Genomic DNA, 20,853 nt, shown 5'->3' on the forward strand with positions numbered 1-20,853 from the left:
GCGGCGTAATGGGCTTTATTTATTGCCGCTGCGGGCAAAAACTGTCGAACACCTCATTCGAGGAATCAGCGCCGCGCACGGCAGATTTTGTGCCAGCGACTCAAATGGAGGCCGCTGGCGCGCTGGCAGAGCAACGACTGCTGGCCCTGCTTGCCGCCGTCCGCCGGGGTGAGTCGATTGCGCAGCATATGAGCTGGCCGGATGCGCCAAGTGTGGAAGTGCAGCAAGCCTTGCTCACCTGGCACCTATTCGGGGAGCCGACTGATAACTTCTCGCGGGAAATCATTCAGTGTGACGCGTGTGGCCGCCTGTTGGTGCAGATCGGCCAGACCAATCATTACACCACCTTCCTGCCTGAAGAACCCGAAAAAGCCCGGCGCATCCTGAGTGCCGACGATTGGCATCACCCTACGGAGCCAGACGAGCCCGACGCTGAGTAAAATTGATCCAGCTCCGCTCTTGGCCCGACAGACGCGGATTACGCCAAGCGGACGCGGGCTAAAGCCCGCGCTACGGCCCGGCTACGAACCGCCGCTGGTTATTCGTCCGGTCCCGGTCGAGGTAGCGCACGGCGGGGTCGACTACTACGTACGCGGGGCGCTTGGGCAACCGCAGCTTCAGTTGAATCTGGCTGCCGACCACGCGCTCCTCGCCGTGGTACAGCAGCCGTCCGCTGCCGGGCGGGCCATCCAGCACCGTTACTTCGACGGTTTCGCCATCGGTGCTCTGGGCTATTTCCCGCCTGCCCTGGCCGGCCGTTTTGCGGGCGCTGATGCGTATTTCAGCTTGAAACCGGCCATCGGCAGCGGGCTGAACCAAGGCCGTATCCACGCGCAGCTCGCGCACTACCTGCCGGGTCAGCCATTCGTCCACGGCGGCGCGGTCGGTGGCGGTGGGGGCTTCGGTGAGCAGGGCCGTCCACAGGTCGCGGGTGGTGGCCGCGCCGTGGGGGCCGCCGTAGGTGACCAGCAGCCGCGCCAGCGCCCGGTCGACGGCGGCCGGGCCGAGGCGGGCGCGCAGGCTGCTCATCATCACCGCGCCCTTGCCGTAGTACAGGTAGGCCTGGTCGTCGACGGCCAGCATGGCGGGCTCGGTGGCGGCTTCGTCGGTGCGGCCGGCCAGGTAGCGGTCCTCGTCGAAAGCCAGCACGGCGGGCAGGGCCTCGGGGCCGTGGGCATCGGCCAGCACCAGCTGCTCGGAGTGCTTGGCCAGGGTTTCAATCAGGGTGCTGCCGCCGAGCACGTCGGCCGGGTCGAGGGTGTGGCCCCACCACTGGTGCGACACCTCGTGGGCCACGCGGCGCAGCAGCAGGTCGACATCAGCGGATTGCGGGGCAGCGGTGAAGCCCCGATCTTCGGTGAAAAGTACCAGGCCGGGCAGCGCGTAGGCCCCGAACGGGGCCCAGGCCGGCACTTCCGCAATGCGCAGCGTGGGGTGCGGATAGGCGCCGTACCGGGCGCTGAGCACCCGCAGGGAACGGGTGGCGGCCGCCAGAACGCGCGCCGCGTTGGCGCCGTGGGCCGGGTGAAACCACACCTCCACCGTCACGGGGCCCTGCCGGGCGCGGCGCACGGCGTAGTGGGCCGAGAGCAAGCCGAAGTTGGGCGTGGTAAGGCGCCGCTGCCGGTAGCGGAAGTAGCGGCGGCCCGCCTGCGTCCAGCGGCGCACGAGCTGCCCGGGGCCGAGCGCCGTCTGGTCGAGGTCGGTGCCGATAGTGGCGTCGAGGGTGTGCCAGGCGCGGCCGGGGCCGGCGGCGTGCACGGCGGCCAGCTCGGCGGCGGTGCGGGGCAGCGGCGCCGGGGCCGTGGGGGCCGCGCGCAGGCTTTGTCGGCGGCGGGCGGCGGGGTCGCTCAGTTCCCGGCCGGGGCGGTAGCCCAGGCTGGGAAATACCTCGGCGCTCATCAGCATGGAGCCGTTGGCCGTCACGTCGTAGCTGAAGCCACCGGCACGGATGCCGCTGCGGTCGAGGGCCAGGCGGAAGTGCAGGCGCGTGCGGGCGCCCGGCGCCAGGGGCTGCGGCAGCCGCCACAGCTCCACGCCGAAGCGCGGGTCGTAGCGCAAACGTTGGGCACCAGGTAGGGTCAGGCGGGCCGAGGTGAGGTCTTCGGGTAGTTGCACGAACACCGTATCGAGGGGCTTGTCAGTCTGGTTTTCGAGCACGTAGCGGCCGCGGATGACGGCCCGGCGGGCCCGCGGGTACAGCTCGACGTGGGTACGCACGGCCACGATGCCGGGCTGCGGCCGGGCGGCCAGCGGGCGGTACTGCCGCTCGTAGTCGGCCTGCCAGGCTTCCTGCTGGCTCCGGCTTTGCCAGGGGTGCTGCACCGAAGTCTGCCAGTACAGCCAACCGGCCGCGGAGGTCAGCAGGCCGGCACCGGCCAGCAGCCAGCGGCGGGTGCGCGGGGCCCACTGCGCGCCCAGGATGCGCAGGCGGGCGCTGAGGCTGGCGTCGGTGCCGCGCTGCCACAGACCCCCACTCACGGCTGCCAGCAAGGCCGCCAGCAACGCCCAGTAGAGCATGAACGCGGCAAAAGAGGGCAGTACGGGGCCGAAGCCGTCCATTTCGGAGTAGTCGCCCGTGGGGCCGTTACCGAAGTGCCACATCGGGTGCTCCAGGCCCAGCACGCTGCCGCGGTAGGCCACGAAGGCCAGCAGCAGCCCGGCCATCATGCCCAGCCAGCGGTTGGGGCTGATTACCTGCAGAGCCAGCGCGCCGAGGGCAAACAATATCAGCGGCAGGCCCGCAAACCAGAACAGCGTGAGGTACAGGCCCACGTCGACGTGCGCGTAGCCCTGCACCAGCTGCGTGACGGCGCCCACGGCCATGCCCGCCAGTGCCAGCAGCAGGGGCAGCGTGCTGAGGGCGGCGGCTTTGGCGAGGAAGAAGGCGGCATTTGGGGCGGGCGTGGCGTCGAGCAGGGCGGCTATGCCCAACACCCGCTCCCGCCAGACAACTTCGGCGGCGTAGTACACCACCACCACCGTGCCCAGCAGCAACAGGGGCAGGCGGATGGCGTCGAGCATCAGTCCGGTGGTGGGCAACAGGTGGGTGCCGTACTCCCCGCCCCCCGACTGGGCGCTGCACTCCATGGCCACCACGAACACCCACAGCGCCAGCAAAGTCAGGAACGGCCAGCCGCGCAGGATGTGGCCCAGTTCCCGGCGCAGGGCCCAGCCCAGAGTACGGCGGAACGCGGCTGCCGAGCGGGGCGCCGGCGCCACGGGCTGATAAACCACGGTCGGCGGCACTGTTTCGGCCGCCGGCTGGAGCGGCCGGGCGCGGCGGCGGGGCGTCTCTTCCGGTGAAAACCGGGCATACACCAGCCCCAGCACTGCGGCGGCCACGCTCAGCCAAAGCAGGCGGTTGAGCAGCAGGTGGCCCGACAGCGCGAGCAGGCGCGAGTCGCGCTCGGCGGGCGTCCAGTAGCGGGTTTGTTCGAAAAAGGCGGAGAGGCCGAAAGGGTCGAGCAGGGCGGCGCGGGCCAGGCCCTCGGGCGTGGGCGGGGCCGTGCCAGCCATCAGGGGCGAGTCGATGAGCAGGGCTGTGACCAGGTAGAGAGCATAAATGGCCACGGCCCCGACGTAGGTGGCCAGGGTGCTGCGCGTGAGCGAGGCCACGGCAAAGAGCACCGCGCCCACCAGCAGCAGGTTGGGCAGGGCCAGCACCAGCAGGGCCCAGAGGTAGGCTACGGGCCGCACCTCACCCAGGCGCCCGGGCTCCATGGGCAGCACCAGCGGGGCCAGCAGCAGCACCAGGGCGGCCAGCGTGAGCACGGCGGTGCCGGCCAGCAGGGCCCCGCCCAGGCGACTGAGCAGGTAGCGCGGCCGGCCCACCGGCGTGGCCCACACGATGCCCGTCATGCCCTGCTCCGCGTCGCGCAGGGCGGCCGGGGCGCAGAACACCGTCAGCACAAACACGCCGAGCAAACTGAGCACGCCCAGGCTCTGGGCCACCGCGTAGGGCGAGTTGACGTGCACGTTGGCCGGGCCGTAGCCGGTGCCCACCAAAAACGCGCTAATCAGGGCCAGCAGCAGCGCGGCCACCGCGAAAGTGGCGCGCCGGGTGTGGTAGCGCCACTCGAAACGTAGCAGTCCGGTCAGCATCAGTCGGCCAGGGCTAAAGCGGGCGTCGGTACGCGGCCCTCGCCCTGGGCCAGGGCGTAGAAATACACGTCTTCCAGCTCGGGCTCCACCGGCGCGAAGCCGGGCGCGGGCGGCGCGTCGGCCAGCACCCGCAGGCGCGTCTGGCCCGCGTGCAGCTGCGCCGACAGCACCCACAGCCCGTCGGCCCGCAGCGCGGCGCCGCTGGCCCTGGGCACGGCCTTGCTCCATACCCGGCCGCGCAGCTCGTCCACCAGCGCGTCGGGGGCGCCTTCGCGCAGCACCCGCCCGCCGGCCAGGATGGCCATGCGCGGGCAGAGCTGGCGCACGTCCTCCACGATGTGCGTGCTCAGAATCACCACCACCTGCTCCCCTATCTCGCTGAGCAGGTTGTGGAAGCGGTTGCGTTCCTCCGGGTCGAGGCCGGCGGTGGGCTCGTCGACGACCATCAGGCGGGGCTGGCCCAGCAGGGCCTGCGCAATGCCGAAGCGCTGGCGCATGCCGCCCGAAAAGCCGCTGACGGCCCGCTTGCGGTGCTCCCACAGATTCGTCTGCACCAGCAGGGCCTCGATCTGGGCGCGGCGGGCAGCTTGGTCGTGCAGGCCCTTGAGCACCGCCACGTATTCCAGCAAATCGAAGGCCGATACGCCGGGGTACACCCCAAAATCCTGGGGCAGGTAGCCGAGGCGGGCGCGGTGGGCTTCCGCGTCGGCGAAGATGTCGTGGCCGTCGAAGGTGATGCGGCCCGCGTCGGGCGCTTGCAGGGTGGCAATGGTGCGCATCAGGGTGGATTTGCCGGCGCCGTTGGGCCCCAGCAGGCCGTAGAGGCCGCGCGGAATGGTGAGCGTGACGCCGCGCAGGGCGGGCACCCCGTTCGGGTAGGTTTTGGTGAGGTTGTGCAGGACGAGGCTCATGGGCAGGAGCCTGACGGCGGAAGTCACGTCGCCGGGCACTGCAATTGTATGAAAAGGTACTTTGTTTCGCAAGGTACCTTTGAAAATAACCAACCAGATGCTACCTTCGGCCTCCGGCCGATGTTTCTGGCTCAACCTGTCATATTTGCCAGACGCCGCCACGCTCCCACCTCAACACTTGCTTTTGCCCGATTCGCCAACGCCTACCACCCCGCGCCAACTCCTGTTCATCTGCAGCATGAACCGCTGGCGCAGCCTCACGGCCGAGCGGCTGTTCGATGAGCACCCGCACTACCAAGCCCGCTCGGCCGGCACCGAGCCCGGGGCCCGCGTGCGCGTCACGGCCGGGCACCTGGGCTGGGCGGAAGTGGTATTTGTGATGGAGAAGCGCCACGCCGAGCGGCTGCGGGCCAAGTTTGCCGAGGAGCTGCGCGGCAAGCGCATCGTCTGCCTGCGCATTCCGGATCAATACCAGTTTCAGGACCCGCAGCTGGTGGCCCTGTTGCGCGAAAAGCTAGCGGAGCACCTGCCGCTGGGCGGCTTTTGAGCGGAGGTGCGAAAGGATGCGCAAGACCAAACCGGACGTCATGTCGAGCTTGTCGAGACATCTCGCGGGCTTCGTTGAACGACCATACTAGGCCGTCCTGCTGAGCCTGAGCGAAGCATATCTACCGAACGATTTCATGCGCGAGAAGCGGTAGAGATGCTTCGACAAGCTCAGTATGACGGGCTAACACTTCGTTTCCTCAGCCGTTCTGAGCGAAGCTGTTGGCTAAAATCCTCCGCCCTCTCCCCCGCCCCGCAAACGTTTCCGTGAGTAATTCCGGCGCTTTGCTTGCTTGCCACGGCCGGGTTTCGGAAGCTTGAAGGCACTTCCCACCATCTCGCGCTCTATCATGGTTTTCTCCTGGCCCGTCGGGGCCGCGCTCCGGCCGTTACGGGCCGCGGGGCGGCTTGTCCTGTTGCTGCTGCTGGGGCTCGTGGCCACGGCCGGCCGGGCGCAGGGCCGCATCACGCAGCGCCTGAACGACGGCTGGCTGTTTCGCAAGGACGCGGCGCGCAGCCTCAACCCCGCCGCGCCGCCGGCCGACGGCTGGGAAGCCCTCAGCCTGCCCCACACCTGGAACGCGCAGGACGTGCTCGACGACGAGCCGGGCTACTACCGCGGCACGGGCTGGTACCGCAAAACCCTGCCCCTGCCCGCCGACTGGGCGCAACGCCGCCTGTACTTGCACTTCGAGGGTGCAAACCAGGAAACCGCGGTGTACGTGAACGGCCGGCTGGTGGGCCGGCACGCGGGCGGCTACACCGCTTTCCGGGTGCCGCTGAACGCGGCCCTGGCGGCCAGTGGCGCCCCGGCCGGCACCGCCGAGCTGCTGGTGAAAGTCGACAACCGCCACAACCCGAGCATTCCGCCGCTGTCGGCCGACTTCACCTTCTACGGCGGCCTATACCGCGACGTGTACTTGCTGGCGGCCCAGCCCGTGCATTTCGACCTCGACAACTACGCCTCGGCGGGCGTGTTCGTGACCACGCCGCAGGTTTCGGCCGCGGCGGCTACGGTGCAGCTGCGCGGCGCGGTGCAGAACGACGCGGCCACGGCCCGCACCGTGCAGGTACGCAGCCGCCTGCTCGATGCGGCCGGGCAGTTGGTGGCCGAGCACGTCACCAGACTGAAGCTGCCAGCCGGACAGAAAACAGCCTTTGAGCAGACGTTCAAGCCCCTGCGGCAGCCGCGGCTTTGGTCGCCGGCCACGCCCTACCTGTACCGGGCGGTATCGGAAGTGCTGGACGAGCGGGGGCAGGCGCTGGACGAAGTGACCAACCCCGTGGGGCTGCGCTGGTTTCGGTTTGACGCCGCCCAGGGCTTCTTTCTGAACGGGCAGCCGCTCAAGCTCATCGGCACCAACCGCCACCAGGACCAGCCCGGCCTGGGCAATGCCCTGCCCGACGCCCTGCACGAGCGCGACGTGCGCCTGGTCAAGCAGCTGGGCGGCAATTTCCTGCGCGTGTCGCACTACCCGCAGGACCCCACGGTGCTCCAGGCCTGCGACCGGCTGGGCATCCTGGCCTCGGTGGAAATTCCCGTCGTCAACGCCATTACCGAGTCGGAAGCCTTTTACCAGCGCTGTGACTCGATGCAGACGGAGATGATCCGGCAGGGCCACAACCACCCGTCGGTCGTCCTCTGGGCCTACATGAACGAAGTGCTGCTGCAGCTGCCGCCGGGCCTGAAAAAGGACAACGACTCCGGCCGGGCCTACCTGCAGAACGTGGCCCGCTTGGCCCAGCGCCTCGACGACCTCACGCGCCGCGAAGACCCGGCGCGGGCCACCATGCTGGTCTGCCACGGCGCCTATGAGCTGTACCGCGACGCGGGCCTGCTGCGGATTCCGACGGTGCTGGGCTGGAACCTCTACCAGGGCTGGTACTCGCCCAAGCTGGAGGACTTTCCGGCCTTTCTGGAGCGTCACCGCCGCGAGCTGCCCGATAAACCTTTGATGGTGACTGAGTACGGCGCCGATGCCGACATCCGCCTGCACAGCCCGCAGCCCCGCCGCTTTGATAAAACCAGCGAGTACGCCACGGCTTACCACCAGTACTACCTGCGGGAAATGCTGGCCCGGCCCTTCGTGGCGGGCAGCGCGGTGTGGAACCTGGCCGAGTTCAACTCGGAAAAGCGGCAGGAAGCCGTGCCGCACGTCAACAACAAGGGCCTGATGACCGGGGAGCGGCAGCCCAAGGACGCCTACCTGTTTTACCAGGCCCGGCTGCTCGCCTCGCCCTTTCTGGCCATTGGGGCCCGGGGCTGGCGGCTGCGGGCGGGCGTAGCCGCCGGCCCCGATTCGCTGTATTGCGTGCAGCCGGTGGACGTGTTTACCAACCAGCCCGCCGTGGAGCTGCGGCTGAACGGCCGGGTGCTGGGCACAAAGCCGGCCGCGGACGGCGTGGCGCGCTTCCGGGTGCCCTTCGGGCCGGGGCTGAACCAACTGACGGCCAGCGTGCCGGGCCAACTTCTCACCGATCAGGCCGACATCGAGTTTCAGCTGCTGCCGACGCCGCTGGCCGCGGCGACCCTGCCGTTTCGGGAGCTGAACGTGAGTTTGGGCGACGAGCGGCAGTTCAGCGACGAAGCACGGCAGCAGGTGTGGCTGCCCGAGCAGGCCTACCAGCCCGGCGGCTGGGGTTACGTGGGCGGCCGTGCGTACAAGCAGGAAGGCAACGGCCAACTGCCCTACGGCTCGGCGCGCAACATCCTCGGCACCGATTACGACGCTCTGTATCAGACCCAGCGCGTGGGCCTCACGCAGTTCCGCCTCGACGTGCCCGCCGGCCAGTACGAGGTGACGCTGCACTTCGCCGAGCTGGAGCAGGCTCCGCCCGCCGAAACCCTGGCCTACAACCTCGAAAAAGCCGCTGCCGGCACTGCCCCTTCCCCCCGTCCCACCCGCAGCTTCGACGTGCGCCTGAACGGCCAGCTGGTGCTGCCCGCCCTGGGCCCCGACAACTACCTGACGCCCCTGCAGGCGGCCAGCTTCAGGTTTCCGGTCACGGTTTCGGCCGGCCAGGGCATTACCATCGATTTCAAGGCGCTGCGCGGGGAATCAGTGCTCAACGGCTTGCAGGTCAAACGGCTGTACTAGCGGCCTTCGCTCATAGATGTTTTCCGGCCGGCAGCCCCAAGGGCGGCCCTGTTCCTCGTGCCCGAACGGGTGCGCCAAGGCGCTATTGTCCCCCGGCTTTCCGGCTAACGCCCCGGCTGCGGGCTGACGCTTCACGGGCCGCCATGAGCAGTCAGTTGCTGCCCTGCCTGAACCGCGCCGCCGGTCGGCGCCCTCGCTCCTACCGAATCAGCTCCTGCCGTTCCGTCCGGCGGGCTGAGTGCTTCCTTTTCCCACCACAACCAACCTTCCCACCATGCCCAACACCTTACCGCATTCCCGTTTGCTCACCCCGAAAGCCCCAGGCACGCCGCGCCACTGGGGGCTCCTGCTGGTCCTGCTGCTGCTGACGGGTCCGGCCAAAAGCTGGGCCCAGGCCATCAACGCGCGCTTTTTCGGCGTGAACTACTGGTACCCGGGCGCCAGCCTGACCCCGTTGCAGGCCAATCTGAAAGAGGCCGATTTGAAGTGGATGCGCATCGGCGGCAAGCTCTACGACGACACCTGGACCGCGCCCAGCCAGTACGACGCGGCCATTCAGTACGCCAAGGCCACCGGCTGTGAGCCCGTCGTGCAGGTGCCCATCACGCTCACGGCCGCCCAGCTCGACCAGTTCATCACCTACTTCAACACGACCAAGGGCTACAACATCACTTACTGGTCCATCGGCAACGAGGCCGACCCGGCCGACAACGGCGCCACCACCAGCGTCAACGAGCCGCTGGCGTGGTCGGCGGGCACGTTTCAGAACCCCAAGGGCTACACCTACGCCACCTGGGTGGCGCAGTTCAAGGTGCTGGCCACGCGGCTGAAGACCACCGCGCCGGGCAGCAAGCTGGTGGGGCCGGATTTCCGGCTGTTCTACCAGCAGGTTATCAGCGACTACTACAAGAAGTTTCTGGAGGACGTGGGCGTGCAGAAGGTCGGCGCGGTGCCCATGCTCGACTACCTCGCCTTTCACTTCTACGGCGACAAAACCGAGTCGGAGCTGGAGGCGCGTTTCGACGCGCTGCAGGCCCTCATCGACGCGGCCAACGTCACGCGCACCGGCCTGGGCATCGGCTCCCCGGCTTTGCGGCTGGCGTTGATGGAGGTGAATGCCGAGGCCGGTTCGGGCAGCGGGCAGCTCAAGCCCTGGGACTTCCGCGCCGGACAGTTCGTGGCCCTGATGGCCAAGCAGGTGATGAAGCGCAGCGGCCTGGCCGTCACGCCCTGGAGCATCTACGAAAGCTCGGGCAGTCAGGGCAGCACCGACTTTTCGCTGTTCAACCCGGGCGGCTCGCGCCGCTCCACCATGCAGCACCTGGCCCTGCTCAGCCAGCATCGCCGCGACAACGTGATGAACGGCGCCCAAAGCGGTGAAACGGACCACGTGGTGTTCCTCGGGATGCGTGGGCAGATGGGCGCGGCGGCCGGCTACACCGTGCTGCTGATGAACCTGCAGGCGGCCACCAGCTACACCTACCGCGCCTCCCTCGACAACCTCTACCACGGCGCGGAGCAGGTTCGCATCAAGCTGGAAGGCTACGCGGGCCTCACCACGCAGCTCAACGGCACGCTGGCCCCGCGCAGCACCCACCTCTACAATCTCGACGCCCAGGGCAAGGTGCTCAGCCAGCTCGTCTACGCCGAGGGCGACGCGGCCCCGGTGGAGCAGCAGACATTCCACGCCGTCGACAAGCTCACCGGCGGCTACCTGCGCCCCCTGGACGGGCTCAGCACCAGCAACCTCGTGCAGGACACCAGCCCCGACCTCGCGCTCAGCTCTTTCGAGTGGCTGCTGCAGCCGGCCGAGCCGGGCTACTTCTACCTCGTGAATAAGTACACCGCCCGCGCCCTGCGCCCCACCGGCACCAGCGCCGAGTACAACCTCGACGGCCGCCCCATCGGCCAAATCGTGCTCGACGCCTCGAACCGCTACGACTATGTGAGCCAGTGGCAGCTGCAGTCCTCCGGCGACGCGGACTATTACTGGCTGAAAAACCGCTCCTCCGGCAAGTACCTGCGCCCCCAAAGCGGCTCCACGGCCGACAACGCCGCCATTGTGCAGAACGTGCTCGACCCCAGCCTGTCCTCGTTTAAATGGCGACTCAACGCCCAGGGCTTCGTGCCCGCCCCGGTGGCCCGCGGCAGCAGCAGCGCGGCCGCTGAAGCGGTGGACGCGACCGAGGTGCAGCTGTACCCCAACCCGGCGCAGGCGGCCGTGACCGTAACGACCGGTGCCGAATCCGCCGAGCTGATTCTGCGCGACCTGACGGGCAAAGTCTGCCGCCGCCAGACCACCGGCCGCCGCGCACAGCTGGATCTGCGCGGCCTACCAGCGGGCGTTTACACGCTGACGGTCAGCACCGCCGCCGGGCAGGCGCACCGCCGCGTGGTGAAACAGTAGCGGCAGAGCAGAGGCTTTTCGCGGTGTAAAACGCCCGTCATCCTGAGCAGAGCGAAGGACCTTCCTCGCACCCCGCACCGCCGCTTCCTACGAAGTGCCGACGCTTTTTTAATAACTGCACTACCTGAGAAGCGCAGCCCCCGCTCCAGACAATTGGGCGTTGGTGGCTGCGCTTCTAAGTTAGTGCAGGGTGTGAGGAAGGTCCTTCGCATTGCTCAGGATGACGGGCTTTTCCTGCCTTACAGTGGTCTGGCCGCAACCATCCGCCGCGCCTGCCGTTCTTGCGCGCTATGAATTACCTCGTCGGCCTGGCCGTGCTGGCCCTGGTGGCCTTCCTGATTTACCGCTTCGCTACGGCCGGCGGGCGGCAGCGCGCCGCCATCCTGCGCCAGCCTTTTCCGGAGCCCTGGCGGCAGCTGCTCACCGAGCGCGTAGCCTTCTACTCCGCCCTCACCGACACCGAAAAGCTGCGTTTCGAGAAGCAGGTGCAGCTGTTTCTGGCCCGCACGCGCATCACCGGCATCAAAACCAGCATCGACGACGCGACCCGGCTGCTGGTGGCCGCGTCGGCCATCATTCCCATCTTCGGCTTCCGCGGCGGCTGGGAGTACGACAACCTGGGCGAGGTGCTCGTCTTCCCCGACGCGTGGCAGCTGCCGCGCGACGAAAACCGGGAAATTGCTCCGCTGGAAGGCACTCTGCTCGGCTCGGTGCAGAACTTCCAGACCGACCACTACATGCGCCTCTCGAAGGCCGCGCTGGAGCAGGGCTTCCGCGACGCGAAGGACAAGCAGAACGTGGGCATCCACGAATTTGCCCACCTGCTCGACGAGGCCGACGGGCAAATCGACGGGGTGCCGCTGCTCATGCTGCCGCGGGAGCTGGTGCCCGAGTGGCGGCGCGTGATGCACGAGGAAATCGAGCAGATCCGGGCCGGAAAGTCGAGCATCGGCGACTACGGCGGCACGAGCACCGCCGAGTTTTTTGCCGTGGTGCTGGAGTATTTCTTCGAGAAGCCCGAGCAGCTGGAGCAGCACCACCCGGCCCTCTACGAGCTGCTCACCCGCACCTTCCGCCAGGACCCCGGCCTGCGCTTCGCCCGCTTCGACCCGCGCCGCCTGCTCAAGAAAGCTCCCAAGCGCCTCGGCCGCAACGATCCGTGTCCCTGCGGCTCGGGGGAGAAGTTCAAGAACTGCTGCCAGCTGAAGCAGGAAGAAGCGGCGTCGTAGACGCGGGGCCGTACTTTTGGCCGCATGAGCCTGCTGCGCACCATCCGGGAGTTCTGCGACTGGACGCCACGCGTACCGGTGTGGCGGCAGCTGCTGGGCGTTTTCTTGCCGCAACTGCTCAGCTTGTTTCTGCTTGGCGGGGGCGTGCTGCTGCAGCTGCGCGGGGCAGAGTCCGTCACCTATGTTGTTCACGGCCAACTGCCCCGCCCTACCGGTGGCCCCTGGCTGCTCTACGTACTGGGCGGGGGCATCATGCTCTTTTCGCTGTCTTACACGCTGCAGACATTCAACTCTTGGCGTCGAACGAAGCAGGTTCCGCCGGGCCGTTCGGGTCGGGGGCGCCGGCGTGGCTAGCTGCGCAGCGGGCGGGGGCTCCACGTAGCGTTTCAGGACGTAGGCGTTGTCGTTCCAGAAATCCGGGAAATCGGCGGCGAAAAAGGCGGAGTGGCTCGTGCAGATAAGCGGCGGAAAGCGGCGGCTGGCCAAGGGGCTGGCGCAGGGTTTATGGCCGGTTGCTACATTTGGTGTCTGCGGTAGCCCACGCCGCTCCTGTCTTATGCACAAACACCTCCTGCCCCTGTTCACGGCCGCCCTGCTGGCCGGCTGCGCCCAGAAAGCCTCCGCCCCGGCCGCTTCGGCACCCACCCCGCCCCCGGCTTCGTCGGAGCCCGCGACCCGGCCTATCGGCCACAACTGGCCCCTGGAGGCCGAGGAGTTTCTGGCGGGCTATTCCAAGGAATACCAGCGGCTGTATACCCAGTCGAGCGAGGCGGAGTGGCGCTCCAACACCCACATCGTGGCCGGCGACACCACCAACTCGGCCGCCACGGCCCGCGCCAACGAGGCCGCCGCGGCCTTCACCGGCAGCGGTGAGAACATCGGCCGCCTGCGCGAGCTGCTGGAGCACCAGGCCGAGCTGACGCCCATTCAGGTGAAGCAGCTGCAAACGGCCCTCTACAACGCCGCCGCCTCGCCCCAAACGGCCGCCGACGTGGTGAAGCGCCGCATCAAGGCCGAAACCCAGCAGACTGAAAAGCTCTACGGCTTCGAGTACAAGTACCAGGGTAAATCGGTGACGACCAACGACCTGGATCGGGTGCTGCGCGAGGAGAAAAACCCGCAGCGGCGCCTGGCGGCCTGGGAGGCCAGCAAGGCCGTCGGCCCCACCCTGAAGGACGGGCTGCTGAACCTGCGCGGCCTGCGCAACCAGGTGGTGCAGGCCCTGGGCTACCCCGACTACTTCAGCTACCAAGCCAGCGACTACGGCATGAGCCGGGAGGAAATGATGACGCTGGTGCGCAAAATCAACACCGAACTGCGCCCCCTCTACCGCGAATTGCACACTTACGCCCGCTACGAGTTGGCCAAGAAGTACGGGCAGAAACAGGTGCCCGACTACCTGCCCGCCCACTGGCTGCCTAACCGCTGGGGCCAGGACTGGAGCGCCATGGTCGACGTGAAGGGCCTGAACCTCGACCCGATTCTGGCCAAGAAAGGCGCGGAGTGGCAGGTGAAGCAGGCCGAGCAGTTTTACCAGAGCCTGGGCTACCCGGCCCTGCCCGAAACGTTCTGGAGCAAGAGCAGCCTCTACCCGCTGCCGCCCAATGCCGGCTACAAGAAAAATAACCACGCCTCGGCCTGGCACATGGACCTGGACCGCGACGTGCGCAGCCTGATGAGCGTGGAGCCCAACACCGAGTGGTACGAGACGACCCACCACGAGCTGGGTCACATCTACTACTACCTCACCTACACCAACCCCGAAGTGCCGGTGCTGCTGCGCAGCGGCGCCAACCGCGCCTACCACGAAGCCATGGGCAGCCTGATGGGCCTGGCCGCCACCCAGAAGCCCTTCCTGGCCGGCTTGGGCCTCATCGACCCCAAAACCCAGACCAATCAGACGCAGCAGCTGCTGAAAGAGGCCCTGAACTACGTGGTCTTCATTCCCTTCGCCTCGGGCGTGATGAGCGAGTGGGAAAACAGCTTCTACGCCGACAACCTGCCCGCCGACCAGCTCAACGCCCGCTGGTGGCAGCTGGCCAAGCAGTACCAGGGCATCGTGCCGCCTACCGCCCGGGGCGAAAACTACCTCGACCCGGCCACCAAAACCCACATCAACGACGACCCGGCCCAGTACTACGACTACGCGTTGAGCTACGTCATCCTGTTCCAGCTCCACGACCACATCAGCAAGCAGATCCTGCACCAGGACCCGCACGCCACCAATTACTACGGCAACGAGGGCGTCGGCAAGTTCCTGCACGACATCATGTACCCCGGCGCCTCGGCCGACTGGCGGGCCCTGCTGCGCGAGAAAACCGGCGAAGACCTTTCCGCCCGCGCCATGGTCGATTACTTCCAGCCGCTGATGGCCTACCTGCAGCAGCAGAACAAGGGCCGCAAGTACACGATGTAACAACTTTTGCAGCTTATCTCAACCGGGCGACTCTGACCAGGGTCGCCCAGTTGCTTTTTATCAGCAGAACAACCCGGCGCGGCCTACCGCAACCCGTAGCGGATGGCGTTGTGCAGGCTGGTAACCGCCGCTTCGGCCGTTTCGTGGATCTTCACAAACTGCTTGTACTGGGCCGCACTGGCGGCCCGGGGGTAGTGCTCGGCCAGTACACTCTCCACGGTGTAGGACCTGTGGATGCGGGCTTTGGGCACGTAATCCACCTCGAATGCGGACACGGTGTAGCGAAATTTGCCGTCCTGCACTTCTACCCGCACGTCGTACCAAAGCTGGTATACGAAGGTCACCATCAGTACTTCGGCCACCGGCACCTGCTGCCAGGCGCGGCCCAGAAGCAGGCCGGCTTCCTGGTCCTGGGTGCGCAGCACGGCTTTTTCGCTGGTGAAATTTTGTTTATACCAGTTTTCGGCGCGGCTGTACAGCTCGGCTTTGCTGAGTCCGGGAACCTCTACTTCGCCGGCGTAGCTTACCAGGCCGGTGCCGGCCTCGCGCGGGAGCGTCAGCGCCGCCGGCAGCCTCTGCACCTGCCGGGCCGGCACATAAAACAGCTTGCGACCAAAGCTGCCCACCGCCCAGCGTCCCGTCCGCCCGATGAGCTGCAGTTTTTGGGGCATATACACTGTGCTCAGCGGACGTAGCGTATCCGTGGGCGAACGGTAGAGCGAAACGGCAGAAGTGGATAGCTCATACTCGCCGGGCATCAGCGGGTCGTAAAAGTCTTGAGCAGCCACAGGCAAAGTCCCGCCGACGAGTAGTAACAGACAGAAAAGTCGCATTGGTGGGGTAAACGGCGCTTGTTTGGGCGAATCCAGCCCTAACTTAACATCCGGGCCGGCTTTTCGTCCTCCCAGGCTTGGCCATAACTGGTCCGGCGCCCCATGGACGTTGCGGTCTATCCTTGCCGGCCCGGAGTGCTCGGCAGGGCCGGCATACACCGGCAAACTTCGTTGCCCTATCTTGGGCGCCCAACTATTTCCGTTATGAAGCTACTGCTCTGGCTTACTTGTTTTCTTGGCCTGACGGGTGGACTGCGGCCGCTTGGCGCCCAGGCTCAGTCCGCCGCCCCACTGGTCATCGGCGAAACGTTCACCGTGGACTCCAAGGTGCTCGGCGAAACCCGGCGCCTCAACGTGTACCTGCCGGCCGGCTACGCCGAGTCGGCCACGCTGCGCCTGCCGGTGCTCTACATGCCCGACGGTGGCATGAACGAGGATTTTCTGCACGTGGCGGGGCTGGTGCAGGTCGGCGTCGGCAATGAAACCATGCGGCCGTTCATCCTCGTCGGCATTGCCAATACCGAGCGGCGGCGCGACATGACGGGCCCCACCGACGTAGCCGAGGACCGCAAAATTGCCCCGCGCGTGGGCGGCTCGGCCGCGTTCCGGCAGTTCATTCGCACCGAGCTGATGCCCGCCGTGCGCGCCCGCTACCGCACCACCGACGAAACCGCCGTGGTCGGCGAGTCGCTGGCGGGACTGTTCGTGGTCGAAACGCTGCTGCTGGAGCCCACCCTGTTCAACTCCTACATAGCCATCGACCCCAGCCTGTGGTGGAACAAGCAGCAGCTCTCCCGCGAGGCCCCGAAGCTGCTACAGGCCCACGCCGCCCAGCTCAAGGGTCGCAGCCTCTACCTCACTATCAGCAGCCATGGCGACGAGCCCACCGCGCGCCGGCTCGTCGATGCCCTGAACACCATCGGCCAGCCCGCCGGCCTGCGCAGCTACTACGAGCCGCTGCCCACCGAAACCCACGCCACCATCTACCACCCGGCGGCGCTGCGGGCCTTCCGGCTCCTCTTCAAGCCCAACCCGAAATAAGTTGCTGGCCCTCGTCTAGTTCCACGCTGCCGGTCATGGCCACCGAATACACGCTCCGCTGCCAGCACTTCGCCCCCACCGACGCCCTGCGGTTTCTGCGCAGCGGCTTCGTCATGGCCGGCCTGGGCAACGGCGAGGTGCGCCTTGCCCTGTCCGAGCCCGGCGTCGACAACTGGCGCGTGGCCGGCCGCCCCGACTGGCCCGCTGCCAAGCTCTGGCTTCAGCCCGATGGCTTCTACGTCTGCGACCAACTAAAAGCGCCCGCCCAATTTGACCGGATTTTGCGCCTGCTACTGGATTACCTGCTGGTCGACAACGAGTCGGTGCAAATCAGCAGCCGCTGAACGCACCCCGGCCCCGACCAGCAGGGAGCCAGTCGGGGCCGGGGAATGCCTAGTCGCCGGGGCTAGTAGTTCGCTTCAGCCGCCGGCAGATCTACCAGGATAAACTGCGCATCCTGCTCGGCGCGGAAGTGAATGACGTGCTCGTCGGTCATGCGGGCCTGGTCGCCGGGGCCCAGGCGGGTACCGTTGATAAAAATGGCGCCTTCGCGCACGTACACGAAGGTGAGGCGAATGGGGAAGGTTTTGAATTCCAATTCTTTGTCGGCGCGCAAGTTGCTCCAATACACCGAGGAGTTGGAGTTGATATAGACCACGTCCTCCAATACTTTCTGGCCCGACACCAGCGGCACCAGCTCGTTTTTCGAGTCCAGAAAGTCGATATCCTTCTGCTCGTAGCTGGGCGCCAGCCCTTTCTGGTTTGGAATAAACCACAGCTGGTAAAACTTCAGCGGCTCGTCCTGCTGGTTCATTTCCGAGTGCGCCAGCCCGGTGCCGGCCGTCATGCGCTGCACCTCGCCCGCTTTGATGGTCGTTTTGTTGCCCATCGTGTCCTCGTGGGTGATTTCGCCCTCCAGCACGATGCTCACGATTTCCATTTCGTGGTGCGGGTGCTGCGGAAAACCGGATTTGGCGGCCACCGTGTCGTCGTTGAACACCCGCAGCGGCCCGAAGTGCATGTTCTTGGGGTCGTAGTAGCTGGCGAAACTGAACAGGTGGTAGCTGTTCAGCCAGGCCACGGGCTGGGCGTGAAACCGGTCGTTGGCGGAAATGTAGGAGAGCATAGTCGTCGGGCGTGAGGTCGTGCTGGCAAAAGAAGGCCAGAAATGCTGCCCCGCATACGCGCCGGGGCGGCCGAAAGTTAAATCACGGATTCGACGGATTTTTCGGATTGCACGGATTTCGTGGACGATTCTCCGGCCAGTAGCGACGACTTATCGTCGTCACTCTATTTCAATTAGCCCCGGTTTCGCAGACTTACGCAGCCTCAAAGGGGTACTCACACCGTGGTAAAAAAAAGTGGTGCCACGGCTTTGAGCCGTGGCACCACTTCGTTCGGACGACAATCGTCCACAGAATCCGGGCAATCCGAAAAATCCGTCGAAACGAAGTTCGGCGTAGCCAATCCGTGGTCAGGCTTTCTTCATCGTCGTCACCTGCTTCTGCAGGTCGAGCACGATGCTGGCCAAGCGGTTCAGCGAAAGGTCGGCAATGGGGAAGGTGCTGCTAATGTAGCTCTTGGCCTCCCAGATTTCCAGCACGTCCTCCACCTCGATGTCGTAGGGCGAGTACACGGGGTTATCGGAGTGCAGGGTAAGGGTAGCCGATTCCTGCAGGCGGTTGAACAGGCGCTTGAACACGATGCCCTCCTTCTTGCTCACCACGATGCAGGGCGTGCCGTCCTTCACCTCGGTCCAGTCGGCCACGTAGCGGCCTACGATGACGGTGCCCGAAGCAATGGGCAGCATGGAGTCGCCGGCAATTTCGAAGGCGCGGAAAGTGCCCGTCTGACCCAGCATGGGCAGGCGGAACTTGGGCAGGTCCTCGATGTACTCCTGGTCGGCGTAGCCATTGAGGTAGCCGGCGGCGGCTTTCAGCGGTACCAGCTCGATGTTCTCGTTCTGGTTTTTGTCGACCGTGATGGCCAGCACGCGCAGGTTTTCGCCCTTGCTGCGCTCGGGGTCGGCCACGGAGGCGCCATCGGTGCCGGCGGCTTCGAGGGCGGGCGCGTTCTGCAATTGGCGCATCACGGCCGCAGCCTGGCGCTTTTTGCTGAAGTCGGTGGTCACCAGCGCGTCGAGCGAGATGCCGAACAGCCGGGCCATTTTGACCAGCGTGGTTAGCTTGGGCTCGGCGCGGCCTTCCTCATAGGCCCCGATCAGGGAGCGTTTGATGCTCAGTTTATCAGCCAGTTGCGCTTGCGTCAAGCTAAGCTCACGGCGCCAGAATTTCAGATTGGTATTGATCATGGGGCGGGGTGGCCGGCTAACGTCATTCGCCCTCAACGGCTTGCCGGCTCGTGAAGGTACTAACGGCTTCCTGGTTTTACTAATTCATTTAGTAGAAAGTTTTTTTCAATGACTAATTTTCTCAACGATTTTTTTCCTGTTGTTAAACCCCAAGACGCTTTGCGTGCCGACTCGAGCTATATCATCATGTCGCGTATAGTCAAGCCCCTTACATAGAACTTGGCCAGGATTTTGGACTCTATCAATATAAAACCCTTTTCGTTAGCTGTAACGAATAAGAGAGGTTATATTATTCAATAACTTTGACTACAGAATTCAAATTGCATCTTTCTATATCAAGTACATTCATGCTGAAACGTTACTTCGTAACATTCCTTGCTATTGCCAGCGCCAGTAAGTCTAATGCACAAGTAGCAAGCAATCTTTTCCAAGCAGGTCCGGTTATTTCTGTCACGACCGGTTCTAGCATTAGCGATGCAGCAGCAGGTGACTTCAATCATGATGGCTTACCGGATGTGGCCGTCACGGCACGTGCGCGCAATGTGGTTGAATTGTATCGGCAGACGGCGCTAGGTGTTTTCTCCACCACTCCAGTCGGCACGTACACCACCGGTACAGCACCCAGCAGCCTCATTGCCACCACACTCGGTCGCCTCGTCACCCAAAGCGACTATGTGCTGGACGACCTGGTGGCGGTGAGCGGGCCCAGCAACCAGCTTTCGTTCTTCGTCAACAACAACGATGCGCAGGGCACCATGACGGTGGCCACGCCCGCCGGATTTTACCCGTCCTCGTGGTGGAGCACCGACCCCAAACTGGTAGCCGCCTACATCGACACCGATCAGTTTCTGGACGTGGCGTATACCCACGACGCCGCCCGCACAGATGATCTGGGTATTGGGGTATGGCGCGGGCAAGGCAGCCCGTCTATACGCCGCACCACCTTCCTGATGACCACCCGCACCGGCGTACCCGCGCTGCCCAGCTTCTACGACATGGACGGGGACGGTGGGCTGGACCTCATCACGGTGGACAAGACCAACAACGCGGCCGTTGCCCACTACTACACGTTCGGGCAGTTCTGGTACAACATGCAGGATGGCGCAGGTGTGCTTTGCCAAAGCGGCCAAGCCGTCAGCGCAGCCAGTGCAGACCTGAATGCCGACTCCCGTGGCGACTTTGCCGTAGCCACCGCCAATCCCAACAAGGTAGAAGTGTGGCTCAACACCGGCGTCGACCGGTTCGGCTCGCTGGCCACTTATGCCCTGCCCTCGGCTCCCCAGCAAGTGTTGCTTGCTGACTTAAACAAGGATAGCTACCCGGATATGGTCGTGCTGCTGGCCAATGGAAACGTTACCATCTTCCCCCATACCGGCCAGAGTGGTGCCGGCCGCTACGGCACACCACAAGTGTTGCCCGTTGGTCCCACGCCCGGCCCGTTGCGCATGGCCGACGTAGACAACGACACTTACCAGGATCTGTACGTGGCCTGCGCCGGTAACGACAAGGTGTACATCTTGCGCAATGTCGGCCGCCCACTTGCGACCAAGCGAACGGCTCAACTGGCAGGGACTTATATTTACCCCAACCCTGCCACAAGCGTCGTACGCGTTACTCGCCCGGCAAACCTTGTAGGACCATTAACCGATTCCTTGTTCGACGCAACCGGACGCCAAGTGCTCCAACAAGTAATAGCATCAACCGGCACTTTACTGGTCAGCCAACTACCGCGAGGGATATACACGTTGAAAGTCAACCACGTAACTGGTGTAAGTACTTCTCGACTGGTATTACAGTAGTTGAAACAGGGAGAAGCAAGTTTATGAATATCCCCGCTAGGCTGTGCTAGATTTCAACAGCCTAGCGGGGACAACAATTTTTGGCGGTGGTCTAATGCGTGGTTTTTACGTACAAGCGGTATGATTCAGACCACGATGAGCTGCGGCAAGTGCGGGAG

Annotated in this window: 15 protein-coding genes; 10 read left to right on the forward strand and 5 right to left on the reverse strand. The window is 65.4% G+C overall.

Annotated elements, in window-relative coordinates:
- The first annotated feature begins 8 nt into the window (after positions 1-8).
- A complete protein-coding gene (locus tag FDY95_RS25735; protein ID WP_138082590.1) occupies positions 9-440 on the forward strand; it encodes a hypothetical protein in 432 nt (143 codons plus the stop codon).
- A 70-nt stretch (positions 441-510) separates the two neighbouring features.
- On the opposite strand, the gene FDY95_RS25740 is transcribed toward FDY95_RS25735, so the two are convergent.
- A complete protein-coding gene (locus FDY95_RS25740) occupies positions 511-4,104 on the reverse strand; it encodes a M1 aminopeptidase family protein (protein ID WP_138082592.1) in 3,594 nt (1,197 codons plus the stop codon).
- Positions 4,104-5,015, reverse strand: a complete 912-nt coding sequence (locus tag FDY95_RS25745; RefSeq protein ID WP_138082594.1) for an ABC transporter ATP-binding protein — start codon at positions 5,013-5,015, stop codon at positions 4,104-4,106. The genes FDY95_RS25740 and FDY95_RS25745 overlap by 1 nt, the downstream gene beginning before the upstream one ends.
- A gap of 184 nt (positions 5,016-5,199) precedes the next feature.
- Here FDY95_RS25745 and FDY95_RS25750 point away from each other — a divergent pair, with 184 nt between their 5' ends.
- The 6 genes from FDY95_RS25750 to FDY95_RS25775 all read left to right on the forward strand — a co-directional run bounded on the left by FDY95_RS25750 (position 5,200) and on the right by FDY95_RS25775 (position 14,711).
- Entirely contained in the window at positions 5,200-5,562 is a 363-nt protein-coding gene (locus FDY95_RS25750; RefSeq protein WP_246074128.1) for a low molecular weight protein tyrosine phosphatase family protein, read from the forward strand.
- 349 nt (positions 5,563-5,911) lie between these two features.
- On the forward strand, positions 5,912-8,659 hold the full coding sequence (locus tag FDY95_RS25755) for a glycoside hydrolase family 2 TIM barrel-domain containing protein (RefSeq protein ID WP_138082596.1): 2,748 nt from the start codon (positions 5,912-5,914) through the stop codon (positions 8,657-8,659).
- Between the two features lie 274 nt (positions 8,660-8,933).
- Positions 8,934-11,066, forward strand: coding sequence for an RICIN domain-containing protein (locus FDY95_RS25760; RefSeq protein WP_138082598.1), 2,133 nt, complete (start codon positions 8,934-8,936; stop codon positions 11,064-11,066).
- A gap of 290 nt (positions 11,067-11,356) precedes the next feature.
- Positions 11,357-12,295, forward strand: a complete 939-nt coding sequence (locus tag FDY95_RS25765; protein WP_138082600.1) for a M90 family metallopeptidase — start codon at positions 11,357-11,359, stop codon at positions 12,293-12,295.
- Between the two features lie 24 nt (positions 12,296-12,319).
- Positions 12,320-12,649 (forward strand): hypothetical protein, encoded by a 330-nt coding sequence (locus FDY95_RS25770; RefSeq protein WP_138082602.1) that lies wholly within the window; start codon positions 12,320-12,322, stop codon positions 12,647-12,649.
- A gap of 202 nt (positions 12,650-12,851) precedes the next feature.
- Complete coding sequence (locus FDY95_RS25775) at positions 12,852-14,711, forward strand: M2 family metallopeptidase (RefSeq protein WP_138082604.1); 1,860 nt, start codon at positions 12,852-12,854, stop codon at positions 14,709-14,711.
- Positions 14,712-14,794: 83 nt separating this feature from the next.
- Here FDY95_RS25775 and FDY95_RS25780 read toward each other — a convergent pair whose 3' ends face one another.
- The gene (locus FDY95_RS25780; RefSeq protein ID WP_171025860.1) at positions 14,795-15,499 is read right to left on the reverse strand and encodes a DUF4468 domain-containing protein; all 705 of its coding nucleotides are present in this window, start codon (positions 15,497-15,499) and stop codon (positions 14,795-14,797) included.
- 249 nt (positions 15,500-15,748) lie between these two features.
- Here FDY95_RS25780 and FDY95_RS25785 point away from each other — a divergent pair, with 249 nt between their 5' ends.
- Together FDY95_RS25785 and FDY95_RS25790 are read left to right on the forward strand one after the other, a co-directional pair.
- Positions 15,749-16,585 carry an alpha/beta hydrolase gene (locus tag FDY95_RS25785; protein ID WP_138082608.1) on the forward strand — a complete coding sequence of 279 codons (837 nt, stop codon included), beginning with the start codon at positions 15,749-15,751 and terminating at the stop codon, positions 16,583-16,585.
- Between the two features lie 35 nt (positions 16,586-16,620).
- The gene (locus FDY95_RS25790) at positions 16,621-16,929 is read left to right on the forward strand and encodes a hypothetical protein (protein WP_138082610.1); all 309 of its coding nucleotides are present in this window, start codon (positions 16,621-16,623) and stop codon (positions 16,927-16,929) included.
- A 62-nt stretch (positions 16,930-16,991) separates the two neighbouring features.
- Here the strand turns inward: FDY95_RS25790 and FDY95_RS25795 are convergent, their stop codons facing one another.
- Both FDY95_RS25795 and FDY95_RS25800 read right to left on the reverse strand, forming a co-directional pair.
- Entirely contained in the window at positions 16,992-17,711 is a 720-nt protein-coding gene (locus FDY95_RS25795) for a pirin family protein (protein ID WP_138082612.1), read from the reverse strand.
- A 348-nt stretch (positions 17,712-18,059) separates the two neighbouring features.
- Positions 18,060-18,896 carry a LexA family transcriptional regulator gene (locus tag FDY95_RS25800; protein ID WP_138082614.1) on the reverse strand — a complete coding sequence of 279 codons (837 nt, stop codon included), beginning with the start codon at positions 18,894-18,896 and terminating at the stop codon, positions 18,060-18,062.
- Positions 18,897-19,243: 347 nt separating this feature from the next.
- Here FDY95_RS25800 and FDY95_RS25805 point away from each other — a divergent pair, with 347 nt between their 5' ends.
- Positions 19,244-20,695, forward strand: a complete 1,452-nt coding sequence (locus tag FDY95_RS25805; protein ID WP_138082616.1) for a T9SS type A sorting domain-containing protein — start codon at positions 19,244-19,246, stop codon at positions 20,693-20,695.
- The last annotated feature ends 158 nt before the right edge of the window (positions 20,696-20,853 follow it).

Source organism: Hymenobacter jeollabukensis (assembly GCF_005771675.1).
GTDB lineage: Bacteria > Bacteroidota > Bacteroidia > Cytophagales > Hymenobacteraceae > Solirubrum > Solirubrum jeollabukense.

What these genes read in the sequence shown, in the direction of transcription:
- FDY95_RS25785 (WP_138082608.1), top strand. Translation starts at nt 15,749, where the DNA reads ATGAAGCTACTGCTCTGGCTTACTTGTTTTCTTGGCCTGACGGGTGGA.
- FDY95_RS25800 (WP_138082614.1), bottom strand. Translation starts at nt 18,896, where the DNA reads ATGATCAATACCAATCTGAAATTCTGGCGCCGTGAGCTTAGCTTGACG.
- FDY95_RS25765 (WP_138082600.1), top strand. Translation starts at nt 11,357, where the DNA reads ATGAATTACCTCGTCGGCCTGGCCGTGCTGGCCCTGGTGGCCTTCCTG.
- FDY95_RS25740 (WP_138082592.1), bottom strand. Translation starts at nt 4,104, where the DNA reads ATGCTGACCGGACTGCTACGTTTCGAGTGGCGCTACCACACCCGGCGC.
- FDY95_RS25760 (WP_138082598.1), top strand. Translation starts at nt 8,934, where the DNA reads ATGCCCAACACCTTACCGCATTCCCGTTTGCTCACCCCGAAAGCCCCA.
- FDY95_RS25805 (WP_138082616.1), top strand. Translation starts at nt 19,244, where the DNA reads ATGCTGAAACGTTACTTCGTAACATTCCTTGCTATTGCCAGCGCCAGT.
- FDY95_RS25775 (WP_138082604.1), top strand. Translation starts at nt 12,852, where the DNA reads ATGCACAAACACCTCCTGCCCCTGTTCACGGCCGCCCTGCTGGCCGGC.
- FDY95_RS25795 (WP_138082612.1), bottom strand. Translation starts at nt 17,711, where the DNA reads ATGCTCTCCTACATTTCCGCCAACGACCGGTTTCACGCCCAGCCCGTG.
- FDY95_RS25770 (WP_138082602.1), top strand. Translation starts at nt 12,320, where the DNA reads ATGAGCCTGCTGCGCACCATCCGGGAGTTCTGCGACTGGACGCCACGC.
- FDY95_RS25790 (WP_138082610.1), top strand. Translation starts at nt 16,621, where the DNA reads ATGGCCACCGAATACACGCTCCGCTGCCAGCACTTCGCCCCCACCGAC.
- FDY95_RS25755 (WP_138082596.1), top strand. Translation starts at nt 5,912, where the DNA reads ATGGTTTTCTCCTGGCCCGTCGGGGCCGCGCTCCGGCCGTTACGGGCC.
- FDY95_RS25735 (WP_138082590.1), top strand. Translation starts at nt 9, where the DNA reads ATGGGCTTTATTTATTGCCGCTGCGGGCAAAAACTGTCGAACACCTCA.
- FDY95_RS25745 (WP_138082594.1), bottom strand. Translation starts at nt 5,015, where the DNA reads ATGAGCCTCGTCCTGCACAACCTCACCAAAACCTACCCGAACGGGGTG.